This window comes from Variovorax sp. LjRoot130 (assembly GCF_964253755.1).
Lineage (GTDB): Bacteria > Pseudomonadota > Gammaproteobacteria > Burkholderiales > Burkholderiaceae_C > Variovorax.
Window position 1 is genome coordinate 3,708,064 of sequence record NZ_CAXURM020000001.1, and the last position, 16,615, is coordinate 3,724,678.

Here is a 16,615-nt window from a genome sequence, read left to right on the forward strand (position 1 = left end):
AGACTGACGCCGATGAAGTTCTCTCTTTGCAACGAGGTTCTGAAGCAGATGCCCTTCGAGGCGCAGTGCCGCGCCGCGGCCGCCCTCGGCTACGACGCACTGGAAGTGGCGCCCTTCACGCTCGCGGTGGACCCGATGGCCATCGGCGACGCGCAGGCGCGCGCCTTCGGCCGCATGGCGCGGGACCACGGCATCGAGATCAGTGGACTGCACTGGCTGCTGGTCGCGCCCGCGGGCCTGTCGATCGTCAGCGCCGACGCCGCTTTGAGGCAACGGACCACCGCCGTCATGCAGCGCCTGGTCGAGCTCTGCGCGCTGATGGGCGGGCGCTACCTGGTGCACGGCTCGCCGAAGCAGCGCTCGGTGCCACCGGGCGATACGCAGGCGGCGGCGCTCGAACGCGCACGCGAATGCCTGGCGGCCGCCGCGCGGTCCGCGCAGCAGTGCGGCGTGGTCTATTGCATCGAGCCGCTGTCCACAACCGAGACCGACCTGCTGAACACCGTGGCCCAGGCGGTCGAGCTGGTGCAAGCCATCGCCTCGCCCGCCTTCAAGACCATGATCGATTGCAGTGCTGCAGGCCAGGTCGAGGCCGAAGACGTGCCCGCACTGATGCGCCGCTGGATGCCCACCGGCCACATTGCCCACGTGCAGGTGAACGACCCCAACCGCCGCGGGCCGGGGCAAGGCGAGATGCGCTTCGCGCCCATCCTGGCGACCGTGCGCGAGATGCAGGACAGCGGCCACTACGAGGGCATCGTCGCGGTCGAGCCTTTCGACTACGTGCCCGACGGCATGGGCTCGGCCGCGCGGGCCATCGGCTATTTGCGCGGGCTCGAGGAAGCCGCAGGAACTCGCCATGGTTGAGGCACCGCGCTTCGTGATCCGCGAGATCGCACTGTACGAGCGCCCGGTGGTGCTGCGCCTGCCCTTCCGCTTCGGCGTGGTGACGCTGACCGAATGTCCCCAGGTCTTCGCGCACGTTCGCATCGTGTTCGCCGACGGGCAAAGCGCCTGGGGCGCCGCCGCCGAGCTGATGGCGCCCAAGTGGTTCGACAAGAACCTCGCGCTCAGCAACGAGGACAACTTCGACCAGCTGCGCCGCGTCACCGCCCTCGCGCGCGAGGCCTACCTGAGCGACGCCACGCCCGGGAGCGCCTTCGGCCACTTCGCGCGGCACCACGATGCGCACCGTCTGGCCGCCGGGCGGCTCGGCTTCAATCCTCTCCTGGCCAGCTACGGACCGGCGCTGCTCGACCGCGCGGTGCTCGACGCGCTGTGCCGCGCGCTGCAGATGTCCTTCTACGCAGCGGTGCGCAGCAACGCGGCCGGCATCGGGTCGGCGCGGCCCGAGTTCGACGGGTTGGGGATGGACGCTTTCCTCGCCGGTCTCGCGCCCGCCGCGCACATCGAGGCACGCCACACCGTCGGCATGGTCGATGCCATCACTGCGACCGAGCTGAAGGAGCCCGTGGCCGACGGCCTGCCGGAAACGCTCGAAGACGTGGTGCGCGTCTACGGCCACCGCTATTTCAAGCTCAAGGTGGGCGGCGACATCGATGCCGACCTCGCGCGCCTCGGCGCGATCGAAGCCGTGCTGGACCGCACCGCCGAACCCTACTTCGTCTCGCTCGACGGCAACGAGCAATACACCGACGCGGCCGGCATCGCCGAGCTGATGGCGCGGATGCGCGAGACGCCTGCGCTCGCGCGCCTCTACGCCTCGATCCTTTTCGTCGAGCAGCCGATCGCGCGCAAGCTCGCGCTCGAGCGCGACCTTCGCGACCTGCGCAGCGCGAGCATCGGCAAGCCGGTGATCATCGACGAGTCCGACGGCGAGCTCGACAGCTTCGTCCAGGCCCGGGCGCGCGGCTATGCCGGCGTGTCCTCGAAAACCTGCAAGGGCTTCTACAAGTCGCTGCTCAATGCGGCGCGCTGCGCGGCATGGAACGCCGAGCCCTCGCAGATCCGCTACTTCATGTCGGCCGAGGACCTGACGACGCAGGCCGGCCTGGCCGTGCAGCAGGACCTGGCGCTGGTCAACCTGCTGGGCATCACGCACGTGGAGCGCAACGGCCACCATTACGTCAACGGCATGGCCGCGCTGCCGGTCGAAGAGCAGCGAGCTTTTCTCGATGCGCACGGCGATCTCTACGAGCGCTCGCACGGCGCGGTGCGCCTGCGTATCGCGAACGGCCGCATCGCCCTCGCCTCACTGGACTGCCCTGGTTTCGCGAGCGCCGCGATGCCCGACTTCGACGCCATGACGGCGCTCGCCATCTGATTCTTCACCACCCCTTCGCTTCGAATTTTTCCCCATGCGCGATTTCTCTCAACACCACGAGTGGCTCTCCATCAACACCGCCACCGTGCGCAAGCAACGCGGCGCCGAAGTGGCGCTCGACCGCATCATCGACCAGTGCGCCGCGCGCGGCATCCGTGCCATCAGCCCCTGGCGCGACCAGGTCGCCGCCGCCGGCATCGACAAGATCGCGAAGCAGCTCAAGGCGCACGGCATCGGCCTGTCGGGTTACTGCCGCGGCGGCTTCTTTCCGGCGCCCGATGCGGCCAGCCTCGCGGCCGCGCTGGACGACAACCGCCGCGCCATCGACGAAGCCAAGCTGCTGGGTGCGCCCTGTCTCGTGCTGGTGGTCGGCTCGCTGCCCGGCGCGCTCGAAGGCAATGCGGCCTACAAGGATCTGTCTCGCGCGCGCAGCGAAGTGCACGACGGCATCGCCGCCTCGCTCGACTACGCGCGCGAGGTCGGCATGCCGCTCGCCATCGAGCCCCTGCATCCCATGCAGGCGGCCGACCGCGCCTGCATCAACACGCTCGAGCACGCGCTGGACCTGTGCGACGAACTCGATCCGCAGCGCTCGGGCATGCTCGGCGTCGCGCTCGACATCTACCACGTATGGTGGGACCCGAAGCTGCAGCAGCAGATCGCGCGCGCCGGCAAGCAACGCCTGCTCGCCTACCACGTCTGCGACTGGCTCACGCCCACGCGCGACCTGCTGAGCGACCGCGGGATGATGGGCGACGGCGTGGTCGAGCTGAAGAAGATCCGCGGCTGGGTCGAGGCCGCCGGCTTCGACGGCTTCAGCGAAGTCGAGATCTTCTCGGCGCTCGACTGGTGGCAGCGCCCCGGCGAGGAAGTGCTCGACACCTGCATCGAGCGCCATTGCAGCGCGGTCTGAGCCGCGCTGCACGCGGCAGGCGGTTGTGCTGCAATCCGCCGCATGGCTGAACCAGATTCGGTGGCGCGCTCACCAGTCGGTCGGCCGCACGCCGCCCTACGACCTGTGGAATCGCAACTGTGAGCACTACGCCACCTGGCTGATGAGCGAGAAGCCACAGAGCCCACAAGTGAACGGTGCCGTCGTTCTCGGGCTGCTCGGTACGGTCCTCTGGTTGGCGGAATGACGCATGACTTGCTGACAAGTGATGCGTACATTAAACTTCCCAGGTGCCACTTACCCAGACCGCACGCATACTCGAACTCGCCCGCCGCCAGCGACTGCTGAGTGCGGCTGATCTGCGCTCGCACGGCTGGTCGCCGCAACTTCTCCTCAAGCTCCACCGGACCGGTCAGCTCCAACGCGTCACCCGCGGCCTCTACAGCCTGCCAGACAGCGAGATGACCGAGCACCAATCGCTTGTCGAAGTCTGCCGGCGTGTGCCCAAGGCCGTCATCTGCCTGCTCTCCGCGCTGCAGTTTCACGAGATCGGCACGCAGCTCCCCCATGAGGTCTGGATAGCGCTGCCCGAGGCGACGCAGACGCCCGCCATCGACTATCCATCGCTGCGCATCGCGCGCCTGCGCGGCAAGGCCTACAGCGAAGGCATCGAGACCATCGTCGAGCATGGCTCGACGATCCGCGTCTACAGCCTGTCCAAGACCATCACTGACTGCTTCAAGTTCCGCCACAAGGTCGGGCTCGACGTGGCTCTTGAAGCGCTCAAGGAGGCCTGGCGCCAGCGCAAGCTGAACATCGATGAAGTGACACGCTACGCCAAGATCAATCGCGTGGCCCAGGTCATGCAGCCCTACCTGGAAACCGTCGTCGCATGACGGCAAACCTCGGGGCCTCGGTGCTTGCCCGCCTGTTGAACCTGGCGAAGCAGCGCGGCGACGACTACAACCTGCTGCTGAACCGCTTCGCGCTGGAACGACTGCTGTGCCGCGTCGCTGCGTCCGCGCACGCGGAGCGCTTCCTGCTCAAAGGTGCCCTGCTCTTCTCGCTCTGGTACGACCAGCCCCACCGTCCGACGCGTGACGCCGACCTGCTGGGCTTTGGCCCCGACGACGCCGAGACACTGATCGCGACCTTCCGCGATATCGCCGCCATCGACCTCCACGACGGCATCGCCTTCGATCCCCAGTCTGTTCGCGCCGATGTGATCCGCGAGGACAACCGCTACGGCGGACTGCGCGTGCGCCTCACCGGCCGCATCGGCAACGTGCGCTGCGCTCTGCAGATTGACGTCGGGTTCGGCGACGCAGTCACACCCGAGCCCCAGACCATCGTGTTCCCGGTGCTTCTCGATGACTTGGCCGCGCCCACGCTCAAGGTCTACCCAATCTATACCGTCATCGCCGAGAAGTTCCACGCGATGACAGTGCTCGGCTTGGCCAACACCCGCATGAAGGACTTCTTCGACATCGCCTTCATCGCGCAGCGGACCGATCTCGACGGCGCCACGTTGGCGCGCGCCATTGCGGCCACCTTTGCGCGCCGCGGCACCGCCCTGCCCACCCAGGCTCCGACTGCGCTGACCCCGGCATTCGGCGATGACGACGTCAAGCGTCGCCAATGGCAGGCTTTCCTGAACAAGAGCCGCATCGCTGTCGCAGCCGGCACCCTGCCGGAGACCGTCACTCTGCTCCATACCCTGCTGTGGCCGGCGACCCAGGTCGCCGGCAGCGGCAGCAACGCCACCGCTGCATGGAAAGCTCCGGAGAAGCAGTGGCGCTGATAGGTCTGACAGTGATGTCAGACCGCTTTCGCTCTTAGCGTGCAGGCGCTGGTGTAGGCGCACGCGGCAGGAATCGGCCAGACTCCAAGAGCACGGCCGCGAGCTTGTAGAGCATCGTCTTCTGTGCAACCCCATGCCCGGTCGTGACGATCACCGCTGAGGCGTTCGGCGTGGCCAAGATCACGTCCCCGCGAAGATAAAACGTCCACGCCGGCTCGCGCCTGCGAAACGCCAGTTCGGCTACTACGCGCTGCCCCTGTTGTGGCACGACCGCGTGATCGGCTGGGCCAACGTCACGGCGCGCGAAGGCCGGCTGCAACCGGCCTTCGGCTATGCCGGCGCGAAGCCGCGCGACGCGGCCTTTCGCGCGGCGCTCGACGACGAGCTGCAGCGCATGAGCGAGTTCATGGCCAGGCGGCCACCGGCGCTCAATCCTCGACGGCCAGCTTCAGCCGCATGAGCGCCTGATCCCACTGCTGGGCGATGGCGTCGAGCGAACGCCGGCCTTCTTCCAGCCGCGCCCGCTCGAGCTCCCAGAGCCGTTCGCGCCCGACCTTCAGGTCATGCACCAGACCCGCGCCGGCCAGCACCTGCAGGTGCTTGGTGACGGCTTGCCGCGTGATCTCGGTGCCGGATGTGAGCTGCGCGATCGACATCGCGCCGCCGGCGCACAGCACGGTGACCAGGCGCAGGCGCGTCTCGTCGCCCAGCGCCGCGAAGATCGACGCCGAGTTCTTCAGGGCCGGCTTCTTCAGCTTCACCGGCGCGCTAGGGCGTGGCGACATGCTTCTCGATGTTCTTCATCTGCTCGTCCCAGCCGCCGCTGTTCATGCGGAAGGCCTCCAGCCGGCGTTCCGGCGGGATCTTGTCGAAGCCGGATTCGACCAGCGTGAGCAAGGTGCCGCCCTCGACTTCGGTCAGCTCGAACTCGACCAGCGTGGTCGGCTCCTTCGAATAGTCGACAGCGGGATCGATCGCGGCCGGATGCCAGCGCAGGGCCAGCAGGCGCTCCGGTTCGATGCGCTCGACCAGCACATCGAAGACCAGATGTTCGTAACCCGGATAGGTGATGTGTCCCCGTGCGCGCTGGCCGGCGACGAAGGCCTGCCCCTTCAGCGACACGCGAAACCATTCGCCGAACTCCTCGGCGTTCGACAGCGCGCGCCAGACCCGCGAGCGCGGGGCCTTGAGCAGGATCTTTCTTTCGATGCGGTCCGTGGATGCGTTCATATGCAACCTCCTGGCTGCATATTAGGCAGTGCGAACGTCAAACGCAACCATTTCATTGCATTTCTAGCGAAAGCCCCGCGCCACGCGAGGTCTGCCGCACGCGCGACAACCGGCTCGCCGCCCGGCTTCTAGAATCGCCGGGCCGCCGCACGAAAGCGCAGCGGCAAAGCGTTCTCAGGGCGGGGTGGAATTCCCCACCGGCGGTGATGGCGACACGTTCGCACGAGCCCGCGAGCGCCTGCGGCGTGCAATGCGCCGCAGGGTCAGCAGACCTGGTGAGATCCCGGGGCCGACGGTCACAGTCCGGATGAAAGAGAGCGCGATCCCGTTGCCGGGCAGGCGCGTTCGCGCGCGTGCCGGGCCTCGGGTTCGTGCGCCCTGATTCAGGAAACCCTTCTTCAAAAGGCAAACCATGAGTCAGATCAACGACCTTCCCCTCTCCGCCGTCGCGTCGACGGAAGCACCGCGCGGCCGGCGCATCGCCTTCGTGCAGGCGCAATGGCATTCGGATATCGTCCACCAGGCGCGCGACGCCTTCCTCGAGGAAATGCAGCGCCAAGGCGTGCCGCAGGACAGCATCGACATCTTCGACGTGCCCGGCGCCTTTGAGATCCCGCTGCATGCCAAGCGGCTCGCCAACTCGGGGCGCTATGCCGGCATCGTCGGCTGCGCGCTGGTGGTCGACGGCGGAATCTACCGCCACGAGTTCGTCGCCAGCACGGTGGTCCAGTCGTTGATGCAGGTGCAGCTCGAGACCGACGTGCCGGTCTTCTCGGCCGTGCTCACGCCACACCACTTCCACGAACACATCGAGCACCGCAAGTACTTCCACCGCCATTTCGCGGTCAAGGGCACGGAAGTGGCCGAGGCCTGCGTGAAGACCCTGGAGGGATTGCGGCGCGTCGATGCGCTGCTCGCCGCCTGAGCCCTAGGCTTTCGCGATGAACACCATCGCCAAGCCCTACACCCTCTACGGCGCGCCCGGTTCCGGCGCGACGCCGGCGCATGCCGCGCTCACGCTCATCGGTGCCCCCTGCACCATCGTCGACGTCGCGCCCTGGGAGAGCGAAGCCGAGCGCGACCGCCTGCTGCCGGTCAACGCGATGCGGCAGGTGCCGGTACTGGTGCTGCCTTCGGGCGAGCTCATGACCGAGAGCGCCGCGATCCTGGTCTGGCTCGGCGACCGCCATCCGGAGGCGGGTCTCGCCCCCGCCATCGACGATCCGCAGCGCGCGCAGTACCTGCGCTGGATGAGCTTCGTCTCCGCGGCGATCTATTCGCTATTCTGGGCGCGCGATGTGCCGTCGCGGCTGGCGGCCGATGCGGCGGCCGAGAAGGTGATCCTCGAGCGCACGGAAGAACGCATCGCCGAATGCTGGCGCCTCATGGATGCGCAGATGCCGCGCGGCACACCCTATCTGCTGGGCGACACCATCGGCATGCTCGACCTCTACGTGACGGTGGTCTCGCGCTGGACGCCGCGACGGCTGCGCTTCTACCGCGAGGCGCCGCGCATGGCCGAGGTGGTGCGACGCGTCGACGCGGAGCCGCGCCTGGCCCAGTTCTGGGCCGCGCGCTATCCCTTCACGCCCGGCTGGGAGGCCGCGGAGCCCTGAGCCTCCGTGAGGCCATCCAAGGGTTTGCGCTGACAAGATGGGGGTCAAACCCTGTTCCCGAGTCCCGTAAGAATTGCGTAAGATTCGCGCCCACGCCAACCAGGATCCCCATGCTCGACATCGATTTGCCCGTGCCTGCTGCGGCGGTTCGCAGCCTTCTTGCCAACCACGGGATCGTCCCGGCGCTGGCCCTGCTCAACGACCGGACGCTCTATCGGTTCACGGCGATCTACAAACTGAGCGGCGAAGTGATGCATGCGGCGCACGCTTTCGACCGCATTTCCGAATACCGCAGCTGGCTGAAGGTGGTGCCGCTCGGCAGGAGCTTCTGCCAATATGCGATCGAGCATGGCGAGTTCGTGACCAGCGATGCCTCCAAGGACCAGCGCCTGACGAACCGCCCCTACGCCGGCTTCGTCGAGTCCTACTACGGCCAGCTGCTGACGCGCGCCGACGGCACGCCCTATGGCACCTTCATCCATTTCGATCTGGAGCCGCGCAGCATTCCGGCGGAGGAAATCACCTTCCTGCGCGAGGTGATCCCGGAGTTCATCGACTACCTGGAATGAACTAGGGCCTGTTAACAGGCCCTAGCCGATCCGCGCCAGCAGCACCGGCACCGAGGACGCCAGCAGCGCCACGCCCGACAGCGTCAGGAGCCCCAGCACGACCTGGCGGAAGCGCGCCTCGCTGATGCCGATGTAGAGCCGCGCGCCGAGCAGCACCGGTACCAGCACCGCGATTGCGACGATGCCGAGCAGCGGCAGCGTCTCGGTAGCGACGAAGCCCGCGCCGAGGTAGAACGAGAAGGCCACCACCAGCATCGAGAGATTGAAGTTCTGGATCACCGAGCGCTGCACGTCCTTCTCGAGGCCGCGCAGCGTGCACCAGAGCGTCGGGATCGCGCCGGTGAAGCCGCCGAGGCCGCCGCAGACGCCGCCTATCAGGCCGATCACCGCGTCGGCCGCCCGGCCGCCCGCGCTCACCCGCGGCAGATTGCGCGCCATCAGCATGGCCGGGCACCAGAGCACCAGCAGGCCGCCGAGGCACGCCTTGAACAGCGGCACATCGAGCCGCGGCAGCAGCCAGACGCCGAACGGCACGCCGACGAGGCCGCCAAGGATGAAGGGCAGCAGCAGCGCCCAGTTGAAACCGCGGCGCACCGTGACGGCCGCGATCACCTGGCCGGCGAGCGCGCCGAAGGTCGCGAGCACCGCGGCCAGCTTCGGATCCACCGTCCAGGCCCAGAAGGACATCGCGACCAGCCCGAAGGCGAAGCCCGACAGGCCCTGCACGAAGCCGGCCACGACCGCGCCGAGCGCGACGATCAGGTAGAGAGACAAGCGAATCGGCCGACGCAGGGCCGCCCCAAGGCGGCTGCGGCCCCCTCGGGGGGCAGCGAGGACACGCAGTGCCGAGCGTGGGGGCTCGTCATGCCGAGGCAGGAACCAAGGCCTCGCGCCGCACGCGCCGCACATTGAACGCGCTGGCGATCAGCACCGCCTGCACCACCGCCAGCCCGACGATCACGCTCGCGTACTGGCCATGGTCCATCAGCCGGCCGAAGATCAGCGGCGCCACCGCCTGGCCGATATCCAGGCCCGCGTAGACCACGCCATAGACGCGGCCGGATGCATTGGCCGGCGTCGAGCGCTTGACCAGCAGGTCGCGCGAAGGCCCTGCGATGCCCGAGGCGAAGCCCATCGCGCCGAACATCACCGGCACCACGATGGGCGGGAAGTCGGCCAGCGCGAGCACCAGCGCCAGCACCGCGGCCACACCGAAGGCGGCACCCACGATGCGCTCGCACCGCGAGGGGTCGGACGCCAGGAAGCCGCCCACCACCATGCCGGCGGCGCTGGCCACCATGTAGATCGTGAGGCACACCGCGATCAGCGCCACCGGCACCGCGTGCAGATGGCCGGCCGCGGCCGGAGCGAAGGTCTGCACCACGCTCAGCGCCATCGCATAGAAGAGGAAAAAGCCGAAGCACATCCAGACCGCCGGGATCTTGAGGAAGGTGAATTCGCTGCCCGCGGCCGCGTCCGATCCGGTCGCCTTGTGCACTGCCTTCACATCGAGCGCCAACACGCTGCGGTTCCACCACAGCACCGCCAGCACCACCAAGGCCACCGCGCCCGCCGAGGCCAGCGCCACGCGCCACGAGAAAGCGATGGCCAGCGGCACCACGAAAGCCGGCGCCACCGCCCAGCCCAGGCTGCCGGTGATGCCGTGCACGCTGTAGGCATGGCCCAGGCGCGTGGGCGCCACCTTGCGATTGAAAAGCGTGTAGTCGACCGGATGGAACACGCCGTTGCCGACGCCCGCAACCACCGCGCTCGCGAGCAGCATCCAGTAGCTCTGCGCCAGCGCATAACCCACGGCGGCCAGGGCCAGCAGGCCGAGCCCCACGAACAGTACCGGCCGCGGACCCAGCTTGTCGACCACGAAGCCCGAGGCCGCCTGCACCACGCAAGAGACCACGAAGAACACGGTGAGCACCGCGCCGAGTTCGGTGTAGCTCACGTCGAAGGCGTCCTTGAGCCACGGAAACAGCGGCGGCAGCACGAGCTGGGCGAAATGGCTGATGGCATGCGCCAGGCCGACCAGGCCGATCAGCTTGGCGTCGGAGCGCAGGGTGGGCGTGGCGGCGGAAGCGTGGGATGAAGACATGAATTGCAACAAGAAACTGGAGCGGGCACCGATCGTATTCCCGGATGCCGCGGCAGAATGCCGATACAGAGACAACATTTGTCGAAATCATGCCGCCCCTTGCCGCCACGCCGATCTACAGCGTCGCCTCGCTCACGCCCCATCTCTATGCGCCAGACGCGCTGCGCCCACTGCGGGCCAAGGAACACTTTCTCAAGGCCGACACCCTCGTCGAGCTGCACTCCCATCCCTGGCCGCAGCTGACCTTCTCGACGCGCGGCGTGATCCGCCTGAGCACCGAGGACGGCAGCTACATCGTGCCGCCCTCGCGCGCGCTCTGGGTGCCAGCCGACATGCCGCACAGCGTCACGCTGATCGAGGACGCCGAGCTGCGCACCGTCTACCTGCACAGCTGGCTCGGGCCGGCCTGGGAGAAATGCGAGGTGCTCGAGATCAGCCCCTTGCTGCGCGCCCTGATGCTCGCGCTCGACACCACGCCCGACGGCCTGCCGCCGTCCGACCCGCATGCGGCGCAGCGCGAGCGCTGGATCGCGCCGCTGCTGGTCGACGAGCTCGAGCGCGCGACGCAGATCCGCATCGATGTGCCGCTGCCGGCCGACAAGCGCCTGCGCCAGTTGTGCGAGACGCTGCTGCGCAACCCGGCCAGCCGCGCCACGCTGGCCGAACGCGCCGAGGCCATCGGCGCCAGCGAGCGCACCGTGGCGCGGCTGTTCCGCGACCAGCTCGGCATGAGCTGGCAGCAATGGCGCCAGCAGGCCGTGCTCGCGCATGCGCTGCCCCTGCTCGCGCGCGGCATGGCCGTGAGCCAGGTGGCGTCGGCCAGCGGCTATGCGACCGACAGCGCCTTCTGCGCGATGTTCAAGGCCGCGACGGGGAAATCGCCGACGGCGTTCCAGCACAAGAAGAAGTAGCTGCCGCGGCGCCTCGGAAGCGCTTTCGTATCATCGGCCGGTGCACCTCGAACAACATCCCGCGCGCTGAAGGCATGGCCCTCCACCGCGACCAGCTCGTGCGCTGGCTTCCCTTCCTCGGCTGGCCCCGCCCGAGTCGCGCGCTGCTCACCGGCGAGGCGCTGGCCGGCGTCACCGTGGCGCTGATGATGATCCCGCAGGGCGTGGCCTATGCGGCGCTGGCCGGGATGCCGCTGGTCACCGGCATCTACGCCTCGCTGCTGCCGGCGCTGATCGGCGTGCTGTTCAGTGCATCGACGAGGCTCTCGGTCGGGCCGACCGCCTTGTCCAGCCTGCTGGTCGCGGCCTCGCTCGGGCCGCTGGCCATTCCGGGCAGCGCCGAGTGGGTGACGCTCGCGGTGTGGCTCTGTCTCATGTCCGGCGCAATCCAGCTGGTGCTCGGACTCGGCGGTTTCGGCTGGGTGCTGCGACTGGTCAATTCGCCGGTGCTGATCGGCTTCACGCAGGCGGCCTCGGTGCTGATCATCCTGTCGCAGCTGCCGGCGCTCTTCGGCTTCACGGGCCGTAGCATCGGCCAGCTGCTGCATGGCGCGCCGCCCGACTTCCTGGCCATTGCCTTCGGGCTCGGCAGCATCGCCGCGCTGTGGCTCGCCAAGGAGCGCTGGCCGCGCTTTCCGGCCGCGATGATCGTGGTCGGCGCCTGCGCGGCCATCAGCGCCGCCATCGGCTATGCGCTGCGCGGCGGCGCCGTGATCGGCACCCTGCCCTCGGGCCTGCCGGCCTTCTACTGGCCCGGCCCGCTCCCGCTCGGCAGCTTCGGCACGCTGCTGCTGCCGGCCCTGATGATCACGCTGGTGAGCTTTCTCGAAACCGCATCGAGCGCCAAGGTCGACAACGCGCGCGCCGGCAAGCTCTGGAACGAAAACCAGGACCTGATCGGCCAGGGCCTGGCCAAGATCGCCTCCGGCTTTTCGGGCGCCTTCCCCACCAGTTCCTCGTTTTCGCGCTCGGCCATCAATCTCTACGCCGGTGCGCAGACCGGCTGGGCCACCGTGTTCTGCGTGCTGCTGATCGGCGCCGCGCTGCTGTGGGCGATGCCGCTGCTCTACCACGTGCCGCAGGCGGTGCTCGCGGCGATCGTGGTCATCGCCATGCTGGGGCTGGTGCGGCCGGGGCAGTTCGTATCGCTCTGGCGCATCTCGCGCGTCGAAGCGGTCACGGCGCTGGTCACCTTCGTGCTCACGATCGCGACCGCGCCCTCGATCTATTGGGGCGTGCTGGCTGGCCTCTTGATGAGCCTGAGCCACTACATGTACCGGCACCTGCATCCACGCATCATCGAGGTGGGCCTGCATCCCGACGGCAGCCTGCGCGACCGCCACCTGTGGAACCTGCCGCCGCTGGCGCCGCAGCTGCACGCGATGCGCATGGACGCCGAACTCGACTTCGCCACCGCGAGCACGCTGGAGCGCGCCATCACCGTCACGCTGGCGATGCGGCCCGAGCTCACCGACATCTGCCTGTTCGCGCAGCCGATCAACCGCATCGACGTGACCGGCGCGGAGGTCTTCGGTGCCATCCGCCGGCTGGTGGAATCCAAGGGCGTGCGGCTGCACCTGAGCGGGCTCAAGCTGCCGGCGCAGCAGGTGCTGGAACGCGCCGGGCTGCTGGCGCCGGGGCCGATGCTCTTCGTCTACCGGACCGACAGCGACGCGCTGGCCGCGCTGGCCGATGCGTCGGTCCTGCAGCAGGAGAGCGTCGCATGAAACTCCACATCCTCTCGGACCTGCACCTGAGCCGCGGCGTGCTGCCGCATCCGCAAACCGATGCCGATCTGGTCATCCTGGCCGGCGACATCGCGCGCCCGGCCGAAGCGATGGCCTGGGCCGCGGGCTTCGACAAGCCGGTGCTCTATGTGGCCGGCAATCACGAGTTCTACGGCGCCAGCATCGACGGCACGATGCGCGAACTCAAGGCAGGCGCGGCCGGAACGCGCATCCGCGTGCTCGACGACGAGGAGGTCGTTGTCGACGGCGTGCGTTTTCTCGGCAGCACGCTGTGGACCGACTACATGCTGTTCGGCGCGGGTGAGGCGCGCACGTCGGCGACGGCCCTGGCCGCCCAGTTCATGCGCGACTTCAGCCGCATCCGGCTGAACGAGGATTCGCCTGCCCTCTTCACGCCGGCGGACGCGGCCGCGCTGTTCCGGCGCCACGCGGCCTGGCTGGCGGGCAAGCTGGCCGACCCAAATGCAGGGCCGACCGTGGTCATCACGCACCACGCGCCTTCGCCGAAGAGCATTCATCCGCGCTTTGCCGGCTCGCCGATCAACGCCTCCTTCGTGTCCGACCTGCAGGCGTTGATGCCCGGCGGCGGGCCCGAACTCTGGATCCACGGTCACACGCACGACAGCTTCGACTACCGCGTGAACGACACGCGCGTGCTGTGCAACCCGCGCGGCTATGCGCGCGACGGGGTCAACGAGAACGCGCTCTTCGACCCGCTGCTCGTGGTCGAGGTCGGCACGCGGAACACCGGCCGCTGACGCGGCCTCAGGCGCGGGTCCGCAGCGCCGGCGGGCAACAGCCGCAAGCGCCGCCATGCCGCAGGCGCTGGTAGCCCGAACCGGCGCCCTGCTCCGACCGCAGTCCGGATCTTGGCTCCCGGCTGCCCATGCCCAGCGAAACCGGAACACTCAGCGCGCGGCCGGACTCGGCGCCGCATGCAGGGCACGGGGCGGGCTGGTCGAACAGCGCCAGAGGCCGCCGCGCGGTGAAGGGACCGCAGCGTGCACAAGCGTAGTCGTAGGTGGGCACAGGCGTTTACCAGCCGCCCGATTCGCCGCGCGGCACGTAGCGGCCGCTGCCGGTCTTGCCGAGCCAGTGCTCGCCATCGACGATGAGCTCGCCGCGCAGCAGCACCTTGCTCACCCGGCCCGTCACGCTGCGGCCTTCGAAGAGCGTGAAGTCGCAGTTGCCGTGCTGCGTGTTCGCCGAAATGACATGCTGGGCGCCGGGATCGAAGAGCACCAGATCGGCGTCGCTGCCGACCGCGATGGTGCCCTTGCGCGGAAACAGGCCGAAGAGCTTCGACGGCGCCGTCGAGGTCAGCTCGACGAAGCGGTTGAGCGAGATGCGGCCGGAGCGGACGCCGCCGTCGTAGAGGGTTGCCATGCGTGTTTCGACGCCCGGCACGCCGTTCGGGATCTTCGAGAAATCATTGCGGCCGTACGGCTTCTGGTTGACGCGGCCCAGATGCCCTTCCTTCATGCAGAACGGGCAATGATCGGTCGACACGAGCTGCAGATCGTCGGTGCGCAGTGCGGTCCACAGCGCCTGCTGCGACTCCTTGGAGCGCAGCGGCGGACTCATGACGTAGCGCGCCAGGTCGAAGTCCTCGCTGTCGTAGGCGCTCTCGTCGAAGAACAGGTAATGCGGGCAGGTTTCGGCGAACACCGGCACGCCCATGTCGCGCGCCTCGATCACATGCTTGAGCGCTTCCTTGGCCGAGAGATGCACGAAGTACACCGGCGCATCGGCGAGTTCGGCGAGCTTGATGCCGCGGTGCGTCGCTTCCCCCTCCATGAGGGCCGGCCGCGTGAGCGCGTGGTACTTGGGCGCGGTGTGGCCCTGCGCCAGCGCTTCCTGGATGAGAAGCTCGATGATGGTGCCGTTCTCGGCATGCAGCGCGATCATGCCGCCGTGCTGGCCGACCATGCGCATGGCCCGGAAGATGGCCGCGTCGTCGACCATGACCGAGCCCGGATAGGCCATGAACATCTTGAAGCTCGAGACGCCTTCGTGCCGGATCGCGTGCTGCATGTCGGCCAGAGCCTGGTCGTCGACCGCGGTCACGATGACGTGAAAACCGTAGTCGATGCAGGCGCCCTCCACGCCCTTGGCCTGGGCGCGTGCTATCGCCTCGAGCACGCTCACCTCCTTGCGCTGGAACGCGAAGTCCACGATCGTCGTCGTGCCGCCGAAGGCGGCCGAACGCGTGCCGGACTCGAAACTGTCGCAGGTGGTGGAGTCTCCGAAGGTGTTGTCCATGTGCGTGTGGCAGTCCACGCCGCCCGGCAACACAAGAAGACCGGTGGCGTCGATGACCGCGGCGTCGGGGCCCGCGTCGAGCGAGCGGCCGATGGCGACGATCCGGCCGTCATCGACCAGCAGGTCTGCGGTGTAGTCGTCCACGGCCGTGACGATGCGGCCGTTGAGAATGATTTTGCGGGACATGGGTGTTGACTCCTGAAAAATCCGAGCTACGCGCTGACGCCGGCTTCGGCCAGCGCACGCTCCAGGGCGGCGACTTCCTCGGCCGGCAGCGGCCCCATCGGCAGCCGCATGGCATCGCTCGGAAAACGTCCGAGCAGCTTCAGGCAGGTCTTGAGCCGTGCCGTCGCGTAGCCGCCCGGCGCCGTGCCGTAGATTGCCTTGGCAAGCGGATAGATGCGCTCGTTGAGACGGCGCGCCTCGTCGAGATCCTTGCGCCGGATGGCCTGGTCGAGCGCGATCACGAGCTCCGGTACCACGACGGCCAAGCTCACCAGGCTGCCCTCGGTGCCGATGGCGAAGCAGGTGAACAGGTGTTCGTCGCCCGAAGCCATCATCGCCACCTGCGGCGCCACGCGCTTCACCAGGCGGCGGTTGGCCTCGTAGGCCGCAGCCTCCCAGCTGCCCTCCTTGACGCCGACCACGTGCGGCAGCTGCGCGAGCTCGGCGAGCACCTCCGGCGGATAAGCCATCGCGCCCGCATTGACGCCGGCCTGGTAGAGCATCAAGGGCATCTGCGCGTTGGCGTTGGCCGTCTTGTGGTGCGTCACGGCCATGCGCGAATCCTGCGAAAGCGCCCAGGAGAACGGCGGGAAGACCAGCACCGCGTCGGCACCGGCGGCCTTGGCATCGTCGACATGGTGCCGGGCCTCGAGGCTGTCCTCGGCGTTGATGCCGCAAACCAGAATGGCGCGCTGGCCGCAGACCTCGAAGGCGATCTCGGTCACGCGGCGCTTCTCTTCGCGCGAGAGCAGGAAATTCTCGCCGGCGTGTCCGTTGATCAGCAGGCCCGTCATGCCGGGCACGGAGGCGTTGGCCTCCAGGTGGGACGCCAGCGTGGTCTCGTCGATGCGGCCATCGCCCTGCAGCGGGCACAGCGTGGCGGCATAGATGCCGTGAAAAGGGTCAGGTCGTTGAGGAATCATGGAGGGGCATT

19 protein-coding genes, 1 pseudogene and 1 riboswitch are annotated in these 16,615 nt (G+C 68.3%); of the genes and pseudogenes, 13 read left to right on the forward strand and 7 right to left on the reverse strand.

Annotation, left to right across the window (positions count from 1 at the left end; genetic code table 11):
* Positions 1–12 precede the first annotated feature (12 nt).
* The 7 genes and pseudogenes from ACSQ86_RS18375 to ACSQ86_RS18405 all read left to right on the forward strand — a co-directional run.
* Positions 13–867, forward strand: a complete 855-nt coding sequence (locus ACSQ86_RS18375; protein ID WP_436304632.1) for a sugar phosphate isomerase/epimerase family protein — start codon at positions 13–15, stop codon at positions 865–867.
* Positions 860–2,284 (forward strand): enolase C-terminal domain-like protein, encoded by a 1,425-nt coding sequence (locus ACSQ86_RS18380; protein WP_436294556.1) that lies wholly within the window; start codon positions 860–862, stop codon positions 2,282–2,284. The genes ACSQ86_RS18375 and ACSQ86_RS18380 overlap by 8 nt, the downstream gene beginning before the upstream one ends.
* A 34-nt stretch (positions 2,285–2,318) precedes the next feature.
* Positions 2,319–3,197, forward strand: a complete 879-nt coding sequence (locus ACSQ86_RS18385) for a sugar phosphate isomerase/epimerase family protein (protein ID WP_436309381.1) — start codon at positions 2,319–2,321, stop codon at positions 3,195–3,197.
* A 25-nt stretch (positions 3,198–3,222) separates the two neighbouring features.
* The gene (locus ACSQ86_RS18390; RefSeq protein ID WP_436309382.1) at positions 3,223–3,423 is read left to right on the forward strand and encodes a lecithin retinol acyltransferase family protein; all 201 of its coding nucleotides are present in this window, start codon (positions 3,223–3,225) and stop codon (positions 3,421–3,423) included.
* A gap of 43 nt (positions 3,424–3,466) precedes the next feature.
* Positions 3,467–4,072 carry a type IV toxin-antitoxin system AbiEi family antitoxin domain-containing protein gene (locus ACSQ86_RS18395; RefSeq protein ID WP_436294559.1) on the forward strand — a complete coding sequence of 202 codons (606 nt, stop codon included), beginning with the start codon at positions 3,467–3,469 and terminating at the stop codon, positions 4,070–4,072.
* Complete coding sequence (locus ACSQ86_RS18400) at positions 4,069–4,977, forward strand: nucleotidyl transferase AbiEii/AbiGii toxin family protein (RefSeq protein WP_436309383.1); 909 nt, start codon at positions 4,069–4,071, stop codon at positions 4,975–4,977. The genes ACSQ86_RS18395 and ACSQ86_RS18400 overlap by 4 nt, the downstream gene beginning before the upstream one ends.
* A gap of 223 nt (positions 4,978–5,200) precedes the next feature.
* Positions 5,201–5,437 (forward strand): annotated as a pseudogene (locus ACSQ86_RS18405) (hypothetical protein); the annotation flags it as partial.
* Here the strand turns inward: ACSQ86_RS18405 and ACSQ86_RS18410 are convergent.
* Together ACSQ86_RS18410 and ACSQ86_RS18415 are read right to left on the reverse strand one after the other, a co-directional pair.
* Positions 5,406–5,762 (reverse strand): ArsR/SmtB family transcription factor, encoded by a 357-nt coding sequence (locus ACSQ86_RS18410; RefSeq protein WP_436296329.1) that lies wholly within the window; start codon positions 5,760–5,762, stop codon positions 5,406–5,408. The pseudogene ACSQ86_RS18405 and the gene ACSQ86_RS18410 sit on opposite strands and share 32 nt — an antisense overlap.
* A complete protein-coding gene (locus tag ACSQ86_RS18415) occupies positions 5,746–6,207 on the reverse strand; it encodes an SRPBCC family protein (protein ID WP_436294561.1) in 462 nt (153 codons plus the stop codon). The genes ACSQ86_RS18410 and ACSQ86_RS18415 overlap by 17 nt, the downstream gene beginning before the upstream one ends.
* A 166-nt stretch (positions 6,208–6,373) precedes the next feature.
* A riboswitch (FMN riboswitch) is annotated at positions 6,374–6,530 on the forward strand.
* A gap of 89 nt (positions 6,531–6,619) precedes the next feature.
* On the opposite strand from ACSQ86_RS18415, the gene ACSQ86_RS18420 reads away from it, so the two are divergent.
* The 3 genes from ACSQ86_RS18420 to ACSQ86_RS18430 all read left to right on the forward strand — a co-directional run bounded on the left by ACSQ86_RS18420 (position 6,620) and on the right by ACSQ86_RS18430 (position 8,392).
* Positions 6,620–7,132, forward strand: coding sequence for a 6,7-dimethyl-8-ribityllumazine synthase (locus ACSQ86_RS18420; protein WP_093109780.1), 513 nt, complete (start codon positions 6,620–6,622; stop codon positions 7,130–7,132).
* Positions 7,133–7,148: 16 nt separating this feature from the next.
* On the forward strand, positions 7,149–7,823 hold the full coding sequence (locus tag ACSQ86_RS18425; RefSeq protein ID WP_436304636.1) for a glutathione S-transferase family protein: 675 nt from the start codon (positions 7,149–7,151) through the stop codon (positions 7,821–7,823).
* Between the two features lie 110 nt (positions 7,824–7,933).
* Positions 7,934–8,392 carry a hypothetical protein gene (locus tag ACSQ86_RS18430; protein WP_436304637.1) on the forward strand — a complete coding sequence of 153 codons (459 nt, stop codon included), beginning with the start codon at positions 7,934–7,936 and terminating at the stop codon, positions 8,390–8,392.
* 21 nt (positions 8,393–8,413) lie between these two features.
* Here the strand turns inward: ACSQ86_RS18430 and ACSQ86_RS18435 are convergent, their stop codons facing one another.
* Entirely contained in the window at positions 8,414–9,166 is a 753-nt protein-coding gene (locus tag ACSQ86_RS18435; RefSeq protein WP_436304638.1) for a sulfite exporter TauE/SafE family protein, read from the reverse strand.
* 88 nt (positions 9,167–9,254) lie between these two features.
* Positions 9,255–10,496, reverse strand: coding sequence for an MFS transporter (locus ACSQ86_RS18440; protein WP_436304639.1), 1,242 nt, complete (start codon positions 10,494–10,496; stop codon positions 9,255–9,257).
* Between the two features lie 89 nt (positions 10,497–10,585).
* Here ACSQ86_RS18440 and ACSQ86_RS18445 point away from each other — a divergent pair, with 89 nt between their 5' ends.
* The 3 genes from ACSQ86_RS18445 (at position 10,586) to ACSQ86_RS18455 (ending at position 13,952) form a co-directional block, all read left to right on the forward strand.
* Positions 10,586–11,407: an AraC family transcriptional regulator gene (locus ACSQ86_RS18445; protein WP_093109900.1), complete on the forward strand. Its 822-nt coding sequence runs from the start codon at positions 10,586–10,588 to the stop codon at positions 11,405–11,407.
* A 74-nt stretch (positions 11,408–11,481) separates the two neighbouring features.
* A complete protein-coding gene (locus ACSQ86_RS18450; protein WP_436304640.1) occupies positions 11,482–13,173 on the forward strand; it encodes a SulP family inorganic anion transporter in 1,692 nt (563 codons plus the stop codon).
* On the forward strand, positions 13,170–13,952 hold the full coding sequence (locus tag ACSQ86_RS18455; RefSeq protein WP_436304641.1) for a metallophosphoesterase: 783 nt from the start codon (positions 13,170–13,172) through the stop codon (positions 13,950–13,952). Before ACSQ86_RS18450 ends, ACSQ86_RS18455 begins: the two co-directional genes overlap by 4 nt.
* A gap of 7 nt (positions 13,953–13,959) precedes the next feature.
* Here the strand turns inward: ACSQ86_RS18455 and ACSQ86_RS18460 are convergent, their stop codons facing one another.
* From ACSQ86_RS18460 to ACSQ86_RS18470, 3 genes are read right to left on the reverse strand one after another with little or no spacing between them, the layout of a single operon-like run.
* Positions 13,960–14,223, reverse strand: a complete 264-nt coding sequence (locus ACSQ86_RS18460) for an FmdB family zinc ribbon protein (protein ID WP_093109787.1) — start codon at positions 14,221–14,223, stop codon at positions 13,960–13,962.
* 6 nt (positions 14,224–14,229) lie between these two features.
* On the reverse strand, positions 14,230–15,642 hold the full coding sequence (hydA, locus tag ACSQ86_RS18465; RefSeq protein WP_436309384.1) for a dihydropyrimidinase: 1,413 nt from the start codon (positions 15,640–15,642) through the stop codon (positions 14,230–14,232).
* A gap of 26 nt (positions 15,643–15,668) precedes the next feature.
* Positions 15,669–16,604 carry a dihydrodipicolinate synthase family protein gene (locus ACSQ86_RS18470; RefSeq protein WP_093109789.1) on the reverse strand — a complete coding sequence of 312 codons (936 nt, stop codon included), beginning with the start codon at positions 16,602–16,604 and terminating at the stop codon, positions 15,669–15,671.
* Positions 16,605–16,615 lie beyond the last annotated feature (11 nt).

What these genes read in the sequence shown, in the direction of transcription:
- ACSQ86_RS18375 (WP_436304632.1), top strand. Translation starts at nt 13, where the DNA reads ATGAAGTTCTCTCTTTGCAACGAGGTTCTGAAGCAGATGCCCTTCGAG.
- ACSQ86_RS18380 (WP_436294556.1), top strand. Translation starts at nt 860, where the DNA reads ATGGTTGAGGCACCGCGCTTCGTGATCCGCGAGATCGCACTGTACGAG.
- ACSQ86_RS18385 (WP_436309381.1), top strand. Translation starts at nt 2,319, where the DNA reads ATGCGCGATTTCTCTCAACACCACGAGTGGCTCTCCATCAACACCGCC.
- ACSQ86_RS18400 (WP_436309383.1), top strand. Translation starts at nt 4,069, where the DNA reads ATGACGGCAAACCTCGGGGCCTCGGTGCTTGCCCGCCTGTTGAACCTG.
- ACSQ86_RS18410 (WP_436296329.1), bottom strand. Translation starts at nt 5,762, where the DNA reads ATGTCGCCACGCCCTAGCGCGCCGGTGAAGCTGAAGAAGCCGGCCCTG.
- ACSQ86_RS18415 (WP_436294561.1), bottom strand. Translation starts at nt 6,207, where the DNA reads ATGAACGCATCCACGGACCGCATCGAAAGAAAGATCCTGCTCAAGGCC.
- ACSQ86_RS18420 (WP_093109780.1), top strand. Translation starts at nt 6,620, where the DNA reads ATGAGTCAGATCAACGACCTTCCCCTCTCCGCCGTCGCGTCGACGGAA.
- ACSQ86_RS18425 (WP_436304636.1), top strand. Translation starts at nt 7,149, where the DNA reads ATGAACACCATCGCCAAGCCCTACACCCTCTACGGCGCGCCCGGTTCC.
- ACSQ86_RS18430 (WP_436304637.1), top strand. Translation starts at nt 7,934, where the DNA reads ATGCTCGACATCGATTTGCCCGTGCCTGCTGCGGCGGTTCGCAGCCTT.
- ACSQ86_RS18440 (WP_436304639.1), bottom strand. Translation starts at nt 10,496, where the DNA reads ATGTCTTCATCCCACGCTTCCGCCGCCACGCCCACCCTGCGCTCCGAC.
- ACSQ86_RS18445 (WP_093109900.1), top strand. Translation starts at nt 10,586, where the DNA reads ATGCCGCCCCTTGCCGCCACGCCGATCTACAGCGTCGCCTCGCTCACG.
- ACSQ86_RS18450 (WP_436304640.1), top strand. Translation starts at nt 11,482, where the DNA reads ATGGCCCTCCACCGCGACCAGCTCGTGCGCTGGCTTCCCTTCCTCGGC.
- ACSQ86_RS18455 (WP_436304641.1), top strand. Translation starts at nt 13,170, where the DNA reads ATGAAACTCCACATCCTCTCGGACCTGCACCTGAGCCGCGGCGTGCTG.
- hydA (WP_436309384.1), bottom strand. Translation starts at nt 15,642, where the DNA reads ATGTCCCGCAAAATCATTCTCAACGGCCGCATCGTCACGGCCGTGGAC.
- ACSQ86_RS18470 (WP_093109789.1), bottom strand. Translation starts at nt 16,604, where the DNA reads ATGATTCCTCAACGACCTGACCCTTTTCACGGCATCTATGCCGCCACG.